The sequence below is a fragment of the Streptomyces sp. NPDC004647 genome (assembly GCF_040609575.1).
Taxonomy (GTDB): domain Bacteria; phylum Actinomycetota; class Actinomycetes; order Streptomycetales; family Streptomycetaceae; genus Streptomyces.
Window position 1 is genome coordinate 48,851 of sequence record NZ_JBEXKU010000023.1, and the last position, 16,723, is coordinate 65,573.

A 16,723-nucleotide genomic window follows, 5' to 3' on the forward strand; every position below is an offset into this window, starting at 1 on the left:
GGCCTACTTGAAGAAGGCGATGCCGTCGTCCGGGAGATCCTTGAGGTCCTTGGCCCACTCGCTCGGGTCGACGACCTTCTTCAGATGGGCCGACATGTACGGGCTCAGCTCGGCGTCCGGGGTGGCCTTCTCGCCCACCCACATCAGGTCGCTGTTGACGTAGCCGTACAGCCGCTTTCCGCCGGAGTACGGGCCGGCGGCCGCGGTACGGGCCACCGCGTCGGTGGCCAGGTCGATCTGCGGCTTCTGGTCCGCCAGCTCGCCGTACCAGATCTCGACGATGCCCTGGTCGCGGGCCATCACGACCTCGACCTTGCGGTCCTTGTCGATCCGCCAGTAGCCGGTCTCGGACTCCAGCGGGCGGACCTTCCTGCCCTCGCCGTCGAGAACCCAGGTGTGCGAGATGTACTCCAGGAAATCCCGGCCGTCATGGGTGAAGGTCACCTCCTGGCCGAAGTTGCACTTCTCGGCGCCGCGGTCCTTCTCGTCCTGGCCGATGGGCGCGAAGACGCCCGCGCCCTCCCAGTTGCCCAGGAGGAAGGCGAGGGGTACGAGGTCCGGGTGGAGGTCGGACGGGATCTCGATCATGAGCTCAGACGATCTGTAGAGAGCGGGGGAGTCAGGTGGCTCAGCGCTGGCCCTGGTACAGCTTCTTCACGGTCAGGCCGGCGAATGCGACCACGCCGACGCAGACCAGGATGAGCAGGATGGTGAAGAATGCCTCAAGCACGAGCGCGCTCCTCGGACGGGGAGTGTTACGGACCGCAGCCGAGTCTAGTCGGCGGTGGATACGGCGGTGCTGTGAGGTCCGCCGTCCGCTCCCGCGGCCTGCGACCGCCGTTGTCCGGGCGGCTCTCTTCCGCCCCCGTCCGCCGGACCGGCGTTCCCGGCCGCGCCTAGAGTGAGCGCATGGCGAAGAAGCTCGTGATCAAGGTGACGGCAGGTGCGGACGCCCCGGAGCGGTGTTCGCAGGCGTTCACGGTGGCGGCGGTGGCCGTGGCTAGCGGGGTGGAGGTCTCGCTCTGGCTGACCGGCGAGTCCTCGTGGTTCGCACTCCCCGGCAGGGCCGCCGAGTTCGAGCTGCCGCACGCCGCGCCGCTGCCCGACCTGCTGGACTCGATCCTCGCGGGCGGCCGCATCACGCTGTGCACGCAGTGCGCTGCCCGCCGGGAGATCACGGAGAAGGACACGCTGGAGGGCGTACGGATCGCGGGGGCCCAGGTGTTCGTCAGCGAGGCGCTGTCCGACGACGCTCAGGCGCTCGTGTACTGAGGTTCCGTGTGCCGAGGTTCCGTGCGCTCAGGTTCCCTGTACTGAGGTTCACCGGACACGACTGCTTTCCGATGGGAACGAGGCCTCGCCGGGCTCACCGCGCCGAGCCGTGCTCGGCGCGGCTCACGGCCGCCCGTCGTCGCCGCCGGGGCGGTGGTCGTCGCCGGTCTGCTGTCCGTAGTGCTCGAAGCGGCGCCAGCTGTCGTCCAGCGGCTCGTCGTCCAGCCAGCTGTCGTCGGGCACGTCCCACCAGTGGTCATCGGGTTCCCTGCGGTTCGCGACGATCGCGGCGACAGGCGGGATCACCATGGCGACCGCGCACATCCCGACGGCGGCCGGGACGGACCAGAGACGTACGACTGCCCAGGCCAGAACAAAGAGCCCCAGGCACAGCCCCATGAGGGCGAAGTACCGGCGACGGCGCCTTGCGTACATGCCTCCAGCGTACGACCGGGGCAGCGCGGAGGGCCGCACCCGCCGGGACATTCAGCCCCTGGGTACGGCCCTCCGGTCGTGCTGCGGTGTCGCGTCGTCAGACGGCGATGGCCACGTCGGCCGCCGCGCCCTGCTGGGCGACGACCGTACGGTCCGCGGTCGCGCCCGGCACGAGGGCGCGCAGCGTCCAGGTGCCAGGTGCCGCGAAGAAGCGGAACTGGCCCGTCGCCGAGGTCGGGACCTCGGCCGTGAACTCGCCGCCGCCGTCGAGGAGGCGGACGTAGCCCGAAACGGGCTCGCCGTCGCGGGTCACCGAACCCTGAATGATCGTCTCGCTCGCCACGTCAACTCCTGCCAGGTCCGGGCCGCCGGTCTTTGCTCCACACATACGGGTCTGTCCTTATTGGGTCGGGAGGGGGTCAGCTGTTGGCGCCGAGCTCGATCGGCACGCCGACGAGGGAGCCGTACTCGGTCCAGGAACCGTCGTAGTTCCGGACGTTCGGCTGGTCGAGCAGCTCGTGCAGCACGAACCAGGTGAGGGCCGACCGCTCACCGATGCGGCAGTAGGCGATGGTGTCCTTCGACAGGTCGACCTGCTCGGTCTCGTAGAGCTCCTTGAGCTCGTCGTCGGACTTGAAGGTGCCGTCGTCGTTGGCGTTCTTCGACCACGGGATGTTGCGGGCGCTCGGGATGTGGCCGGGGCGCTGCGACTGCTCCTGCGGAAGGTGCGCCGGGGCGAGCAGCTTGCCGCTGAACTCGTCGGGGGAGCGCACGTCGACCAGGTTGAGGTTGCCGATGGCGGCCACGGCATCCTCGCGGAAGGCGCGGATGGACGTGTCCTGCTCCTTGGCCTTGTAGGCGGTCGCGGCGCGCTCGGGCACCTCGACGACCAGGTCGCGGGAGTCGAGCTCCCACTTCTTGCGGCCGCCGTCGAGGAGCTTCACGTCCTGGTGGCCGTAGAGCTTGAAGTACCAGTAGGCGTAGGAGGCGAACCAGTTGTTGTTGCCGCCGTACAGGACGACGGTGTCGTCGTTGGCGATGCCCTTCCCGGACAGCAGCTTCTCGAAGCCCGCCTGGTCGACGAAGTCACGGCGCACCGGGTCCTGGAGGTCCCGCTTCCAGTCGATCCGGACGGCGTTCTTGATGTGGTTCTTGTCGTAGGCCGAGGTGTCCTCGTCGACCTCGACGATGACCACCTTCGGGTCGTCGATGTGGGCCTCGACCCAGTCGGCGTCGACGAGGACGTCGCTGCGGCTCATGTTGTTCTCCTCCGGGGCAGTTGCGGATGCGCGAGGGGTGCGGCGGCTGTGCGGTGGCACGTGGTCGTACGGGGGGCGCGCGACGTAGCGCGGCCGCTGCGGTGGAGCGGGACGGCCCCAAGGGGGCCTGCGGAAAGCGGGAGTCGGAGCTCCTGCTCAGAAGGTGCGACAGAGCATGGCGGCGACACGGCACAGGTCGACTGCCCGCCGCTTCGTGAGATCCGCCTGTCGCTTCATGGGTCCGATCGTAAGGACGCGCGGGTGTGTGTGTCACCGGCGTGTCGTATTCTGAGACAAGATTGTCCGCGATGTGAGATGCATGCTGAGCTCGACCCGCTCGGGTACGCCCGCCGGTGTCGGGCGGGAGGTTTCTCTTCTGATGTACGGACAAGCTGTCTCGCTCTGCGGACCGCTTTCCGGATCCGGTCCCCGCGGCTGCGCGCCGGGACGGACGGGCGGCTACCCCAGCTTCACCTGGGTGCCGACGACGGATATCTCGACACCGTTCGCGGTCGCCTCGACCTTGTCCAGCTTCAGGCCCTCCGGCAGGCCGCTGATCTCCCGGTCAAAGTCGATCTTCTCCCGGACCACCCTCTCCAGGCCGGGCAGTTGCGCGCCCGGGATCGCGTCCGCCCGCAGCCGGATGGTGTCACCGCCGGCGATGGCGACCGTGCTCACCACGCTGCGCTCGAAGGTTTTTCCGAGGACCGGGAGGGCGACCCGCCCGGTGACCTTGACCTGGCCCTTGCCCGCCTTGTCCTGACCGCCGTAGCCCACCGACACGCCCTCGCTCGCGGCCTTCGAGAGGTCCTGGTACGAGATGCGGGCGGTGCCGGTCGCGCGGGCCGCGGTGGCCGAGGAGAGGTTGTTCTCGAGCTTCACATCGTGCAGCTCGGCGGTCATCTCGGTGAGCCGGATCGTCCGCTCGCCCGTACCCGCCGTGACCCCGTCGAGGCTCATGTCGACCTCGTCCAGCTGCTTGCCCGCGACCTGGGTGAGAAAGGGGAAGCCCTTGATCGAGACCTCGGGCGCAGTGGAGAGCCCCTGGCTGCTCTGGATCTTCTCCGCCGCCTTGGACTCGGCCAGGCCGACGGCGAGGCGGTCGGCCGCCACGAACAGACCTCCCAGGACCACAGCGACGATCAGAAGTATTCGCACTCCGCGCATCGGACCGGTTCCCCACCCTCTCGATCGGACCCCCATCGCCCGTGAGCCTAACCGGCGGATCACGTGGCCGCGGCGGATCACGTGATCGGCCGGGTCACCCGATGGCGCGCCCCAGCACGTAGACGGCGGGTGCGGCCAACGCGAGCGGGAGGGCCACTCCGGCGGTCATGTGGACGAAGCGGGAGGGGTAGTCGTAGCTCGCCACGCGCAGTCCGATCAGCGCGCAGCCGCCGGCCGCCAGGCCGAGCAGCGCGCCGGACACCCCGATGCCCGTCAGCTCCCCGGCCGCGACACCGGCGCCCGCGGCGGCGATCAGCGCGACGGCGGGTGAGACGAAGGACGGCAGCGGCAGAGCGCGGGCGAGGGCCGCCGCGGCGACGCCGAGGGCGCCGACCACGACCGCGTCGGAGGACACCGCCGAGGCCGCGAGATGGCCCGCCGCGAGCACCGTGAGCGCGGCGGAGGCGACGCCTGCCGTCAGTGCGTAGAGCCGCTCGTCCGGTGAGCTGTGGTTGCGCAGCTGAAGGATGATCACCAGCAGGCACCAGACGCCGAGTGTGCCCAGCACCACGGTGGGGGCGTCGTCACGCCCCGTCGCGAGCAGGGCTGCATCGGCGGCGACGCCTCCCGCGAAGGCGAGAGCGATGCCCTGCCGGGCGGGCCACATGCCGTTGAGCCGGTACCAGCCGGCCGCGGTCAGGGCCTGGAGCAGGAGTACGGCGACGGCGAGCACGGGGGCCAGGGGCGCGGTGATCGCGAGCAGTGCGGCGAGCCCCGCGGTCAGCGCGGCGGGCTGCAGGCCGGGCGCGATGATCGGCGAGAGGCCCTCGGCACGCGCGCGTTGGGCCGGTGTGAGGACTGCGGCGGAGGTGCGGCGGGCCGCGAGCCGGGCGGCCGTACGGGCTCCGACGACCGAGTCGCCGGTCTCGTCCATGGGGTCCGTAGGGCGCGCGCCGTGGCCGTACGGGCCGTCCTGCCATCCGGGGACGGTACTCCCGGGCCCCTGTCCGCCGGCGGGGCCGTTCACCGGGCCGGCGCTCGCGGGGCTGTGCGTGCCGCTGTGCACGGGGCTCTGTCCGGGACCGCGCCCCGGGGGGTGCGCGGACATCCGGTGCGGGGCGCCCTGCGGCTGCCCGCGGTGGCCGCGCGGCGGGCGGGCGTAGCTGTCGGTGTGCCCGGCGGTCTGCTCCGGCGGCAGCGGGCCTGAGCCCTTCGGGGGCAGGTGGACGGTTTCGGCCGAGGCCGTGGACGGCGGCTGCTGGTGCGGCTGGTCACCGTGGGAGCCACCCTCCTGATAGGTCCGGCCCTGCCAGACCTGGGTCTGCGGGTCCTCGTACGGATGCCCGGCCGAGCCGTGGGGCTGCTGCGGCTGCTGCCAGGAGGCGCCTTCGGAGGCATGCGGAGGGTGCGGGGCCTGCCCGGCCTGCGGCGCGTACGGGTCGTACGGCGCGTACTGGTGGCGCGGGTCGTACGGCCGCTGCGGATCGCGGCCGTCGTACGGCTCGTGCGGCCCGAACGGGGTGTGCGGCTGGTCGCTCATGGTGTGGTGCTCACCCTCCTGCGAACGGCGGGAGCACCTCGACCGTGCCGCCCTCGGCCAGTGTGACGCTGCCATGGCTGCGGGTACCGACGGGGTCGCCGTCCACGAGGAAGGAGCAGCGGACGAGCACGCGTGCGAACTCCGGGCGCCCGGAGTGCCGTTGCCGCGCCGCTTCGAGGGCCTCGGCGAGTGTCGCCGCTTCGTACCCCTCCTCGGCGGTGCCCGCCGCGGCCTTGGCCGCGGCCCAGTAGCGGATGGTGCCCTTCGGGCCGTGGCCCGCGGCGGGGCTGCCCGCGGCCGTGGCCGCGGGGGCGCCTTCCTCCCGTGCGGCCTGCGCTGCGGCCATGGCGGGCTCCTGTCCTCGTGTCTTCGACGGCGTCGTGTCTTCTACGGCGTCCTGCGGATTCGCCGCCCTCCATCATGGCGGGTGCCGCCGACTTCCCGTGCGATGCCGGGGCTACCGCGCCGGTACCAGCCAGTCGGCGATACGGCGGAGCAGCTGCGGATCGGCCGCGTTTTCGGCGTGGCCCATCCCCTGTTCGATCCACAGCTCGGCCGCGCCGTCCGCCGCGTCGGCCAGGGAGCGGGGGTGGTCCAGCGGGAAGTACGGGTCCCGGTCGCCGTGGACGATCAGCATCGGGGTCGGGGCGATCAGCGGTGCCGCCTCGACCGGGGACAGCGGCACGGGGTCCCAGTCCTTGGAATGGATCCGGGTGCGCAGCCCGTAGCGCCCGATCAGCCGGCCCGCGGGCCGGCTGATCACCCAGTGCAGCCGCCGCATCGGCGCAGTCCCCCGGTAGTACCAGCGTGCGGGGGCGCTCACGGCGGCGACTGCATCGGTGTGCGCTTCTGTGCGCCCCCCTGGCGACATGCCGCCCCGCGGAGGGCTTGCGGGTGTCCCGGCGGGGCCCGTTTCCGGGAGCCCGCCCGGTGCCGTATCCGCTCCGCCGGAGCCGTCCGGCAGGTACAGCGCGGCGTGCCGGAGCACCACCGAGCCGCCCATCGAGAAGCCGACCGTCGCCACGCGCGCGTGGCCCAGCGACCGTGCCCAGCGCACCGCGGCCGCCAGATCGAGGACTTCCCGGTCGCCGACCGTGGAGCGCCCACCGGAGCGGCCGTGACCCCGGAAGGAGAACGTGACCACGGCCGCATGCTGCGTGAACGCCCGCGCCGCGCGCTGGACCGCGGGCCGGTCCAGGGAGCCGGTGAAGCCGTGCGCGATCACGATCGCCGGCCGGTTCGCGGCGCTGCCGGTCCCGTCCACCGCGCGCCCGTCGGTGTCACCGGAGGCGCCCTCTCCGGTGGCGGCGGACCCGCCGTCGGCAGCGGCCTGACCACCCGCCCACGGCTCGTACGCGGCCTCGATCCGTACGCCGTCGTCGGTCAGCAGGGAGGCCCTGCGGGGAGCGGCGCGGCCACCCGAGGTGATCAAGGGAACACGCGATCGCAAGGATTCGGTCTCCGGTCCGGAACTCATGTGGGCTATTCTTGCTCGGAAGAGGATCCGGGCAGCGAAGCCCCCGGGTCCTTTCGTGCTTTCAAGCGCCTGGAGCGCGGATGAGCACATTCGCGCTCCAGAGCGCGGAGCCGCAACCGTACAGAGCAGAGCCGCACACTCCCCCGGGCTCCGCCCGGGAGGTACCCCCACGCTGGGACCGAGGAGGAACCGACGCAATGGGCAAGCTAAGCGTGCAGGACCGTACGATCAGGACAGACGGGTACGACCCGACGACCGAAAGGGGCCGTCGATGAGCTCTCTCCTGCTCCTCACGAACGCCCTGCAGCCCTCCACGGAGGTACTGCCTGCCTTGGGCCTGCTGCTGCACGGTGTGCGCGTGGCTCCCGCGGAGGGCCCGGCGCTGGTGGACACCCCCGGCGCGGACGTGATCCTCGTCGACGGCAGGCGCGACCTCCCGCAGGTGCGGTCCCTCTGCCAGCTGCTGCGCTCCACCGGGCCCGGCTGCCCGCTGATCCTCGTCGTGACGGAGGGCGGGCTCGCCGCCGTCACCGCCGACTGGGGCGTGGACGACGTGCTGCTCGACACGGCCGGTCCGGCCGAGGTCGAGGCGCGGCTGCGGCTGGCGACCGGCCGTCAGCAGATCACCGCCGACGACAGCCCGATGGAGATCCGCAACGGTGATCTCTCGGTTGACGAGGCCACGTACAGCGCCAAGCTCAAGGGGCGCGTGCTGGACCTGACCTTCAAGGAATTCGAGCTGCTGAAGTACCTCGCGCAGCACCCGGGCCGGGTGTTCACCCGGGCGCAGCTGCTCCAGGAGGTCTGGGGCTACGACTACTTCGGCGGTACGCGGACGGTCGATGTCCATGTGCGGCGGCTGCGGGCGAAGCTCGGGCCCGAGCACGAGTCGCTGATCGGGACGGTACGGAACGTCGGATACCGGTTCGTGACGCCGGAGAAGGTCGAACGCGCGGCGGAACGCGCCGCCGAGGAGGCCAAGGCGAAGGCCGCGGCACGGGATGCGGCGCTGGGCGGCGGACAGGACGTGGGCCGAGGCAATTCCCGGGGCGTGACCGACGTCACCGGGGCGGCAGAGGCCAACGGCCGCTTGGAGGAGCGCGACGAGGCGCGGGGCAGCGTGCAAGCCTCCGCTGCGCGCCCCGCCAAGTGATGGGTCACCCCGCGTAGACTGCCGCGCGTGGCCAAGGTGACGCGTGACGATGTGGCAAGGCTGGCGGGGACCTCGACCGCGGTCGTCAGCTACGTCATCAACAACGGACCGAGGCCGGTCGCCCCGGCCACCCGCGAGCGGGTCCTCGCCGCGATCAAGGAGCTCGGCTACCGGCCGGACCGGGTCGCACAGGCGATGGCCTCGCGCCGTACCGACCTCATAGGAATGATCGTCCCGGATGCGCGGCAGCCGTTCTTCGCGGAGATGGCGCATGCGGTGGAGCAGGCGGCGGCCGACCGCGGAAAGATGGTCCTGGTCGGCAACTCCGACTACCTGGACGAGCGCGAGGTCCATTATCTGCGGGCTTTCCTCGGCATGCGGGTGGCAGGGCTGATCCTGGTCAGCCAGGGGCCCAGCGAGCACGCGGCAGCGGAGATAGACGCCTGGGACGCGCGGGTCGTGCTGCTGCACCGGCGGCCCGACGCGATCGACGACGTGGCGGTCGTGACGGACGACGTGGGCGGCGCGCAGCTCGCGACCCGGCACCTGCTGGAGCACGGTCACGCGTATGTGGCGTGCCTGGGCGGCGTCGAGTCGACGCCGACGATCGGCGACCCCGTGAACGACCACGTCGAGGGCTGGCGGCGGGCCATGCAGGAGGCCGGGCGGTCGACGGACGGACGGCTCTTCCAAGCGCCGTACAACCGCTACGACGCGTACCGGGTCGCTCTGGAGCTGCTCGCCGGGCCGGACCGGCCGCCCGCCATGGTGTGCGCGACGGACGACCAGGCGATCGGTGTGCTGCGGGCGGCGCGGGAACTGCGGATCGATGTGCCGGGGGAGCTGGCGGTCGCGGGCTTCGACGACGTGAAGGAAGCCGCGCTGACGGATCCGCCGCTGACGACCGTGGCGTCGGACCGGGAGGCGATGGCGCGGGCCGCGGTGGACCTGGTGCTGGACGACGGCCTCCGGGGGGTCGGATCGCGCAGGGAACGGCTCAGGCAGTTCCCCTCGGCGCTGGTGGTACGGCGCTCCTGCGGCTGCGGCTGACGGACCGCCCCGCCGACGGGGCGCCGCCGCGTTCTGCGGCCCCTGACGGCGGCGGGCCCGTCTGCCGTCGGTTGGCGGGCTGTGCGGCAACTGGCCGTCGCACAGGTTCTGTCGGGCTTCTCAGGTCGCACTCAGCCTGCTCTCATCCTGCGGCGGCACAGTTCGTGTCATGACCGAGAACAGTGCGTATCGAAGTCCCTCCGGCTCCGGGCCGTACGGCGCTCCGTACCCGCCGCCCGAGATGCCGCTCCCGGCGCGGCCCGGGTACGAGCCGCCCCTGACGGCTCCGGGCGGATTCGCGGTCCGGCCGGGCGGAGGCGCGGGCGGTGGACACGCCGGAGGGCCCGGTGGCGTCGGTGACCCGGGTGACTGGGGTGACCGGGGTGACGCGGGCGGGCCCGGCGACGGCCGGAGGCATCGGCGGGCGCGGCGGCCCGTGGCGCTGATCGCCGCCGTCGCCATCGCCGCGGCCGCCGTCGGTGGTGGTACCGCCCTGCTGGTCGAGAACCTCGCCGCCGGGTCGGGCGGCAGCGCCGTCGGCCCCGTGGCCTCCGGGACGAATGCCTCCGTCACCACCGGCGGAACGGTCTCGGGAGTCGCCTCCGCCGTCGGCCCGAGCGTCGTCGAGATCACCGCGACCTCGCCGACCGGGAAGTCCACCGGCTCCGGTGTCATCACGACGTCGGACGGCGAGATCCTGACCAACAACCACGTCATCTCCGGCGCTTCCTCCATCAAGATCAACTTCAGCAGCGGCAGAACCGCGGCGGCGAAGGTCGTGGGGACCGATGCCGACCTCGACATGGCCCTGCTCGAGGCGGACGGCGTCAGCGGACTGAAGCCGGCCGCGCTCGGTGACTCCGACAAGGTGAAGGTCGGCGACCAGGTCGTCGCCATCGGCTCACCCGAGGGCCTGTCCGGGACCGTGACCAGCGGGATCATCTCCGCGCTCGGCCGTGATGTGACCGTCCGGAAGGAGGGCGGGGAGGAGCAGGTGCCGCCCGGCGGTGGTGAGCGGTGGCCGTTCGAGTTCGGCGGCGGCCAGTACAACGGCGACGTGGGCTCCTCCACGACCACGTACAAGGCGTTGCAGACGGATGCCTCGCTCAACCCGGGCAACTCGGGCGGCGCGCTGGTCAATATGAAGGGCGAGATCATCGGCATCAACTCGGCGATGTACGCGCCCAGGTCGGGCTCCGGACCGGCCTCCAGCGGCGCGGGCAGCATCGGCCTCGGCTTCGCCATCCCGGTCAACGCCGTCAAGCAGATACTCGACGACCTGCGGGACGGCAGCGGCAGCTGACGTGGGCGGGAAGCAGATCCGGCGGGCGGCGGCTCACCCGGGCGCTCAGCAGATCCGGCGGGCGGTCGACATGGGCCGGCGGCGGACCGCGGCTGTGGCCGCAGCGCGCCGTACGCGCCCGGACGTCCCGCCCAGCGCCGCAGTCGGCCGCGCCCGCGGCGGCCGAGCGAGCCGACACGCCGCCCACCCGCCGCGTGCGACGCTGAGACGCAGTGACCGACAGCCCCGTGAGGTAGTCCACCGATGAATCCGCCCGAAGGCGACCACCGCATCCTGATCGTCGACGACGAGCCCGCCGTGCGCGAAGCGCTCCAGCGCAGCCTCGCCTTCGAGGGCTACGGCACCGCGCTCGCCGTCGACGGCCTGGACGCGCTGGAGAAGGTGGGCGCGTACGAGCCCGATCTCGTGGTGCTCGATGTGCTCATGCCGCGGATGGACGGGCTCACCGCCGCCCGCCGGCTGCGTGCCGCGGGCGTGACCCTGCCCATACTGATGCTGACCGCGCGCGACACCGTCGGCGACCGTGTCTCCGGGCTGGACGCGGGCGCGGACGACTACCTGGTGAAGCCGTTCGAACTGGACGAGCTGCTGGCCCGCATCCGCGCCCTGCTGCGACGCAGCTCGTACGCGGCCGTCGCCGGGATTCCCGGGCCGGAGGACCAGGCGTTGGTCTTCGGCGACCTCCGGATGGATCTCGCCACGCGCGAGGTCATGCGGGGCGCGCGGACGGTCGAGCTGACGCGCACCGAGTTCACCCTGCTGGAGATGTTCCTCTCGCATCCGCGGCAGGTGCTCACCCGCGAGCAGATCCTCAAGGCCGTATGGGGTTTCGACTTCGAGCCGAGCTCCAATTCGCTCGATGTGTACGTGATGTATCTGCGCCGCAAGACCGAGGCGGGCGGCGAGCAGCGGCTGGTGCACACAGTGCGCGGGGTCGGGTACGTGCTGCGCGGGGACGGCGGCTCGGAGTGACCATGGCACCACTGCGCCGCTTCAACCGGCTGCCGCTGCGCTCCCGGCTCGCGCTGCTCACCGCTGTCGCCGTGGCGGTCGCCGTCGCGGTGTCCGCCTTCGCCTGCTGGTTCCTGACGCGTAATCAGCTCCGCGACGAGCTGGACAACGCGCTGCGCAGTACCGTCATCCCGGCCGACTACGCGAATCTGATGCTGCGCAACTGCCAGGACTCCGACCCGACGACGAATCCGAAGGTGCTGCCGGGCAGTCCCAGCGGGCAGGTCGTGCTGGCGGGCGGCGAGCGCTGTGTGGGGCCCAACTCGCAGCCGGTCGAGGTCCAGGACGCGGACGCGGAGGTCGCCGCCGGCCTGCGGGAGGAAGTCCTGCACGACGGCGCGACGGAGAGCGGTCAGGAGGTGCGGGTGCTGACCAAGCGGGCCGGCCCGGCCGGCACCGCCGTGTCGATCTCCCGGCCGCTGAGCGAGATCGACAGCACCCTCAACACCCTCGCTCTGCTGCTGGCGGCCGTGGCCGGGGTGGGTGTGGTCGGGGCGGCGACGGCCGGTCTGTGGATCGCGCGGGCCGGGCTCAAACCGGTGGACCGGCTCACCGGCGCGGTCGAGCACGTGGCCCTCACGGAGGACCTGGAGGTGCGCATCCCGGTCGAGGGGGAGGACGAGATCGCCCGGCTGTCGCAGTCCTTCAACTCCATGACGGCGGCGCTGGCCTCCTCGCGGGACCGGCAGCAGCAGCTGATCGCCGACGCGGGGCACGAGCTGCGCACCCCGCTCACGTCGCTGCGCACCAACATCGAGCTGCTGGTGCGCAGTGAGGAGACCGGGCGGGCGCTCCCGGCCGAGGACCGGCGCGCGCTGCTGGCCTCGGTCAAGGCGCAGGTCGTCGAGCTGGCCGCGCTCATCGGTGATCTGCAGGAGCTGTCCCGGCCGGACGCCGCGGCCGGCGGCGGGCGGCTGGAGATCGTGGCGTTGCACGAGATCGCGGACCGGGCGGTGGAGCGGGCCCGGCCGCGCGGATCGGGGCTGACGATCGCGGCCGCGCTGGAGCCCTGGTACGTACGGGCCGAGCCGGCGTCGCTGGAGCGGGCCGTGGTCAATCTGCTCGACAACGCCGTGAAGTTCAGCCCTTCGGGTGGTGTGATCGAGGTCGGGCTCAGAAGCGGGGAGCTGACCGTACGGGACCACGGACCGGGGATCCCGGCCGACGAGCTTCCCCATGTCTTCGAACGCTTCTGGCGCTCGCCGTCGGCCCGCAGCCTGCCGGGTTCGGGCCTCGGACTGTCGATCGTGGCCCGAACCGTCCAGCAGACGGGCGGGGCGATCGCGCTGAGGGCGGCTGAGGGCGGCGGCACGGTCGCGTCGGTCCGGCTCCCCGGGGCGGGCACCCCGCCGCCCGCATAGGCGCGCGCCCCCGCCCTGGCGGGGGCGGGGGCGGGCAGGCTGTGGGCCGCGCAGGCCGTGGTCGGCGGGCGCAGCCGGTCGCGCAGGGAGTTGGTCGCGCAGGCCCTGGGTCAGCGGCCGCCGTGTTTCTTGGCCCCGTCACCGAAGGGCAGATCCATTCCGGACAGATCGGCGCGGATGCCGTCCTGCTCGACCGAGATGTTCTGCAGCCGTACGTAGCCGGGGACGTCCGGCAGCTCGAAGGAGAGCGACAGCCGCTCCGACAGCTCCGGCTGCGTCAGCTTCGTCAGACCCGAGACCAGTCCCGGGTCGATCCCCACCTTCTTCAGCAGCCAGGGATGCTCGGCGACGACATCGACGAGATTGAGCCGCATCACCTTGTCCACGAAACGCGGCGCACCGGTGATCCGGCTCAGCCGCTTCTCGTTGCGCAGCGTCTCCTTCACGGCCTCCGGCGGCACGCCGACCCGCTTGGCCAGCGCGGGAACGGACAGCAGCGCCTTCGCCTGCGCCGCGTCCTTGCGGACCCGGTCCGCCGCCTTGCGGGTGAGCCGTAGCCCGTCGTCCGCCTTCTTGCCGGGCCGGAAAGTGGCCACATCGGAGATATCCAGCCGCATACCGGTGATATCGGTCTCGATGCCCCGTCCGCCCGTGCGGCGGATGTGCGCCTCGGCCCGCATGCGCAGCTCATGACCCGCGACGGGCAGCTTCCCGACGGCGAGCACCGAGGCGCGTCCCTTCTCGGTGAACTTCACCTGCGAGGAGCCGAGTTCCCGGTTGAGGTCGTCGAACGACAGCAGCACATTGCCCTGCATCCGCCCGATGATGGCGCCGCGTATGGAGGTGGGCAGGCCATTGCCGGTGAGCCGTACGTCGGAGGCCGTGGCCTCCACCTTCGCCAGCGAGACGCGGTCCGCGGCGACATCCGGAATGGCGACGTCGACCTTGTCCAGGCGCTTGTCGTACATCTGGGTCAGGAAGGGGAATCCGTGGATCGTCACCTCGGGTTCCGCGGCCAGATGGAGGGAGTCCTTCAGCTTCTCCTGCGTCTTCTCCTCCGCGTACAGCGCGGCCCAGCGGTCGGTGACCGCCAGTAACGCGGTGCAGACGAGGACGGCGACGAGGGCCTTGACCGCGATCGGCAGCGCGCCGAATCTGCCGCGCCTGCCGCGCCGGTGATTGGGCGGGGCCCACTCCTCGTCGTCCTCCACGCGCAGCCCGAGGCCCAGCGGATCGTCGTCGTCCGGGCCGGGCTCGGAGTCGTACCCGTCGTGGTGCAGCGAGTCGGGACCCGGGGCGTACCTGTGGTCGTCCTCGGGGTCGGCAAGCGCTGCCAGGTCGTCGTAGGGGTTGCGCCGCGCCGCGTCGTAGTGGGGCGGATTCTGTTGTGGAGCCATGCGTGTGGGGGGTCGCATCGGGACATCCGACCACAGTGTCTACCCTGGAACGCAAGTCCTACCGTCGCTGGACGGAGAATGGGCGCAATCTCACTCCCCCATGCTGTCGCGCACGCGACAGCATGGGCCGCGCTACGGGCACGAATTCCGCCCCTGGCAAGGAAGTTGATCGACCCCGTACGGAACGCGCGGGGGTACGCGTACGGCCCGGCGGGTCGTTCCGCCGGGCCGTCGCGTTGTGCCTTGTGCGCCGGGTGCGTGTGAACTCCGCCGCCGTGGCGGCTGGTTCACGGATGGTTACCGGCTACTTCACGACCGTGATCCGGTCGGCCTTCGGCGGAGCCAGCGGGGCGGAAGCAGAGGAGTGCGCGGCGAAGTAGGCCGTCAGCGCGTCCAGGTCCGACGTGCCGACCAGCTTGTTCCTGCCCTCCTTGAAGACCGGGAAGCCATCCCCACCGCCGGAGAGGAACTCGTTCATCGCCACCCGGTAGGTCTTGGCCGGATCGATCGCGGCACCGTTCAGCTTCACCGAGTCCGTGACGATCCGGGCCGCGCCCGACTTCGTGGTGTCCAGGGTGTAGCTGAAGCCCCTGGAGACCTGGAGGATCTTCGGTGAGGCCTCGTTGGGGCCGCTGACCTGCTGCTGGAGCGCGGTGATCAGCTGCGCGCCGGTGAGGTCGACCGCGGTCATCATGTTGGTGAACGGCTGCACCGTGAAGGCCTCGCCGTACGTCACGACGCCGTCCCCCTCGCTGCCCGACGCCTTGTGGACGAGGTCGGAGCGGATGCCGCCGGGGTTCATCAGGGCGATCTGCGCGCCGCCCTTGTCGGCCGGGGCCATCGCCTCCAGCTGTGCGTCGCCGATCACGTCGCCGAGCGGCGACTCGTACGCCCCCGCGCCGCGGCCCGGGATGTCGGCGGCGATGTGGCCGACCGGCTTGTTGGCGACCGGTGCGGCCAGCTTGTTCCAGCGCTGGATCAGCGAGGTCATGTCGGCCGCCTTGGGCTGGTCGCGCCGCACGACGTGGTTGGCCGACTCGACACTGGTGCGCACGATGTCGCGGGTGCGGCGGTCGTAGGTGAGCGTGGTGTCCGTGTAGAGCTTGCCGAACGAGGACGCCGAGGTGACCATGCGCGGCTTGCCGGACGGGTCCGGGACGGTGCACACGTACGCCTGGTGGGTGTGGCCGGTGACCAGCGCGTCGACCTTCGGCGTGATGCCCTTGGCGATGCCGACGATGGGGCCGGAGACACCGTCTCCCTGGCCGGGGCTGTCGCAGTTGTAGTTGTACGCGGTGCTCGCCGGGGCGCCGCCCTCGTGGATGAGGGCCACGATCGACTTCACGCCGCGCTTGTCCAGCTCCTTGGCGTACTTGTTGACCGTCTCGATCTCGTCGTGGAACTTCAGGCCCTTGACGCCCTCGGCCGAGACGATGTCCGGGGTGCCCTCCAGGGTCACGCCGATGAACCCGATCTTCACCCCCCGGTGCTTCCACACGGTGTACGGCCTGAGGATCGGCTTCCCGGTCCTCTCATCGGTGACGTTGGCGGCGAGATAGGGGAAGTCGGCGCCCTGGAAGACCTTTCCGTCCTGGTAGCAGCCGTCCTTGGGGTGGCAGCCGCCCTTCTGCATGCGCGTGAGCTCGGCCCGGCCCTCGTCGAACTCGTGGTTGCCGACGCCCGTCACGTCGAGGTCGAGCTTGTTCATCGCCTCGATGGTCGGCTCGTCGTGGAAGAGGCCGGAGATGAGCGGGCTCGCGCCGATCATGTCGCCGGCGGCCGCGGTGACGCTGTACGGACTGCCCTTGCGGGCGGTGCGCAGCGAGGTCGCCAGGTACTCGGCACCACCTGCGTCGATCTTCTCGGTGCTGCCGTCGGGGTGCTGATGGGTGACCTGGCCGGAGGATCCGGCGGGCGGCTCGAGGTTGCCGTGGAAGTCGTTGAAGGAGAGCAACTGCACGTCGACGGTGCGGCCGTGGTGGCGGCCGTGGCCGCGCTCGGAGCTGTTCGCCCCGGCCGGTATGGCCGCGGACAGCACACCGGCCGCAGCGGCCAGCACCGCGATGGTGGCCGTCAACCGGCGGGCGCGCCGCCGCCGTTGAGGTGTCGCTGACATGAGTTCCCCTTCGTGGACAGCGAGTAGAAGTGGTGACAGTGGTCGAGTCGACGGCAGCCTACGGTCAACGCGCGTAGCGTGTCAGGACTGGAGGGGTAACGAGCGGGTTGCGGGCGCATGGCGGTCACCCTTTCGGCGCACACCGGTCCGTAGGTCGAGGCGCGGAATGACGGAGCCCGGGT

Annotated in this window: 17 protein-coding genes; 6 read left to right on the top strand and 11 right to left on the bottom strand. The window is 71.6% G+C overall.

Translation table 11 applies throughout. The features are described from left to right. Window positions 1-3: 3 nt before the first annotated feature. Entirely contained in the window at window positions 4-588 is a 585-nt protein-coding gene (locus ABZW18_RS13030; RefSeq protein ID WP_356186188.1) for an FABP family protein, read from the bottom strand. Window positions 589-909: 321 nt separating this feature from the next. Between ABZW18_RS13030 and ABZW18_RS13035 the strand changes: the two genes are divergently transcribed. Further along, entirely contained in the window at window positions 910-1,272 is a 363-nt protein-coding gene (locus ABZW18_RS13035) for a DsrE family protein (RefSeq protein WP_356186191.1), read from the top strand. A gap of 123 nt (window positions 1,273-1,395) precedes the next feature. Here ABZW18_RS13035 and ABZW18_RS13040 read toward each other — a convergent pair whose 3' ends face one another. The 8 genes from ABZW18_RS13040 to ABZW18_RS13075 all read right to left on the bottom strand — a co-directional run bounded on the left by ABZW18_RS13040 (window position 1,396) and on the right by ABZW18_RS13075 (window position 7,063). Next, entirely contained in the window at window positions 1,396-1,707 is a 312-nt protein-coding gene (locus tag ABZW18_RS13040) for a DUF3099 domain-containing protein (protein ID WP_356186193.1), read from the bottom strand. Window positions 1,708-1,804: 97 nt separating this feature from the next. Continuing rightward, window positions 1,805-2,095: a DUF1416 domain-containing protein gene (locus tag ABZW18_RS13045; protein ID WP_356186196.1), complete on the bottom strand. Its 291-nt coding sequence runs from the start codon at window positions 2,093-2,095 to the stop codon at window positions 1,805-1,807. A 31-nt stretch (window positions 2,096-2,126) separates the two neighbouring features. Beyond that, window positions 2,127-2,966 carry a sulfurtransferase gene (locus tag ABZW18_RS13050; RefSeq protein ID WP_356186199.1) on the bottom strand — a complete coding sequence of 280 codons (840 nt, stop codon included), beginning with the start codon at window positions 2,964-2,966 and terminating at the stop codon, window positions 2,127-2,129. A gap of 156 nt (window positions 2,967-3,122) precedes the next feature. Then, window positions 3,123-3,203, bottom strand: a complete 81-nt coding sequence (locus ABZW18_RS13055) for a putative leader peptide (protein WP_350310325.1) — start codon at window positions 3,201-3,203, stop codon at window positions 3,123-3,125. A gap of 222 nt (window positions 3,204-3,425) precedes the next feature. Beyond that, complete coding sequence (locus ABZW18_RS13060) at window positions 3,426-4,133, bottom strand: DUF2993 domain-containing protein (protein WP_356186202.1); 708 nt, start codon at window positions 4,131-4,133, stop codon at window positions 3,426-3,428. Window positions 4,134-4,227: 94 nt separating this feature from the next. After that, window positions 4,228-5,673 (bottom strand): hypothetical protein, encoded by a 1,446-nt coding sequence (locus tag ABZW18_RS13065; RefSeq protein WP_356186205.1) that lies wholly within the window; start codon window positions 5,671-5,673, stop codon window positions 4,228-4,230. A gap of 10 nt (window positions 5,674-5,683) precedes the next feature. Then, window positions 5,684-5,929 (bottom strand): MoaD/ThiS family protein, encoded by a 246-nt coding sequence (locus ABZW18_RS13070; protein ID WP_356186295.1) that lies wholly within the window; start codon window positions 5,927-5,929, stop codon window positions 5,684-5,686. 201 nt (window positions 5,930-6,130) lie between these two features. Continuing rightward, window positions 6,131-7,063 (bottom strand): alpha/beta hydrolase, encoded by a 933-nt coding sequence (locus ABZW18_RS13075; RefSeq protein WP_356186298.1) that lies wholly within the window; start codon window positions 7,061-7,063, stop codon window positions 6,131-6,133. A 358-nt stretch (window positions 7,064-7,421) separates the two neighbouring features. On the opposite strand from ABZW18_RS13075, the gene ABZW18_RS13080 reads away from it, so the two are divergent. The 5 genes from ABZW18_RS13080 (at window position 7,422) to ABZW18_RS13100 (ending at window position 13,028) form a co-directional block, all read left to right on the top strand. Continuing rightward, on the top strand, window positions 7,422-8,303 hold the full coding sequence (locus ABZW18_RS13080; protein ID WP_356186207.1) for a response regulator transcription factor: 882 nt from the start codon (window positions 7,422-7,424) through the stop codon (window positions 8,301-8,303). Between the two features lie 27 nt (window positions 8,304-8,330). After that, window positions 8,331-9,353: a LacI family DNA-binding transcriptional regulator gene (locus ABZW18_RS13085; RefSeq protein WP_356186209.1), complete on the top strand. Its 1,023-nt coding sequence runs from the start codon at window positions 8,331-8,333 to the stop codon at window positions 9,351-9,353. A gap of 169 nt (window positions 9,354-9,522) precedes the next feature. Continuing rightward, on the top strand, window positions 9,523-10,656 hold the full coding sequence (locus tag ABZW18_RS13090; protein WP_356186212.1) for a trypsin-like peptidase domain-containing protein: 1,134 nt from the start codon (window positions 9,523-9,525) through the stop codon (window positions 10,654-10,656). A gap of 243 nt (window positions 10,657-10,899) precedes the next feature. Next, complete coding sequence (locus ABZW18_RS13095; RefSeq protein WP_356186215.1) at window positions 10,900-11,628, top strand: response regulator transcription factor; 729 nt, start codon at window positions 10,900-10,902, stop codon at window positions 11,626-11,628. 2 nt (window positions 11,629-11,630) lie between these two features. Next, entirely contained in the window at window positions 11,631-13,028 is a 1,398-nt protein-coding gene (locus tag ABZW18_RS13100) for a HAMP domain-containing sensor histidine kinase (protein WP_356186218.1), read from the top strand. A gap of 110 nt (window positions 13,029-13,138) precedes the next feature. Here the strand turns inward: ABZW18_RS13100 and ABZW18_RS13105 are convergent, their stop codons facing one another. Both ABZW18_RS13105 and ABZW18_RS13110 read right to left on the bottom strand, forming a co-directional pair. After that, window positions 13,139-14,425, bottom strand: coding sequence for a DUF2993 domain-containing protein (locus ABZW18_RS13105; protein ID WP_356186221.1), 1,287 nt, complete (start codon window positions 14,423-14,425; stop codon window positions 13,139-13,141). A 304-nt stretch (window positions 14,426-14,729) separates the two neighbouring features. Further along, the gene (locus ABZW18_RS13110) at window positions 14,730-16,541 is read right to left on the bottom strand and encodes a bifunctional metallophosphatase/5'-nucleotidase (RefSeq protein ID WP_356186224.1); all 1,812 of its coding nucleotides are present in this window, start codon (window positions 16,539-16,541) and stop codon (window positions 14,730-14,732) included. Window positions 16,542-16,723: the final 182 nt, after the last annotated feature.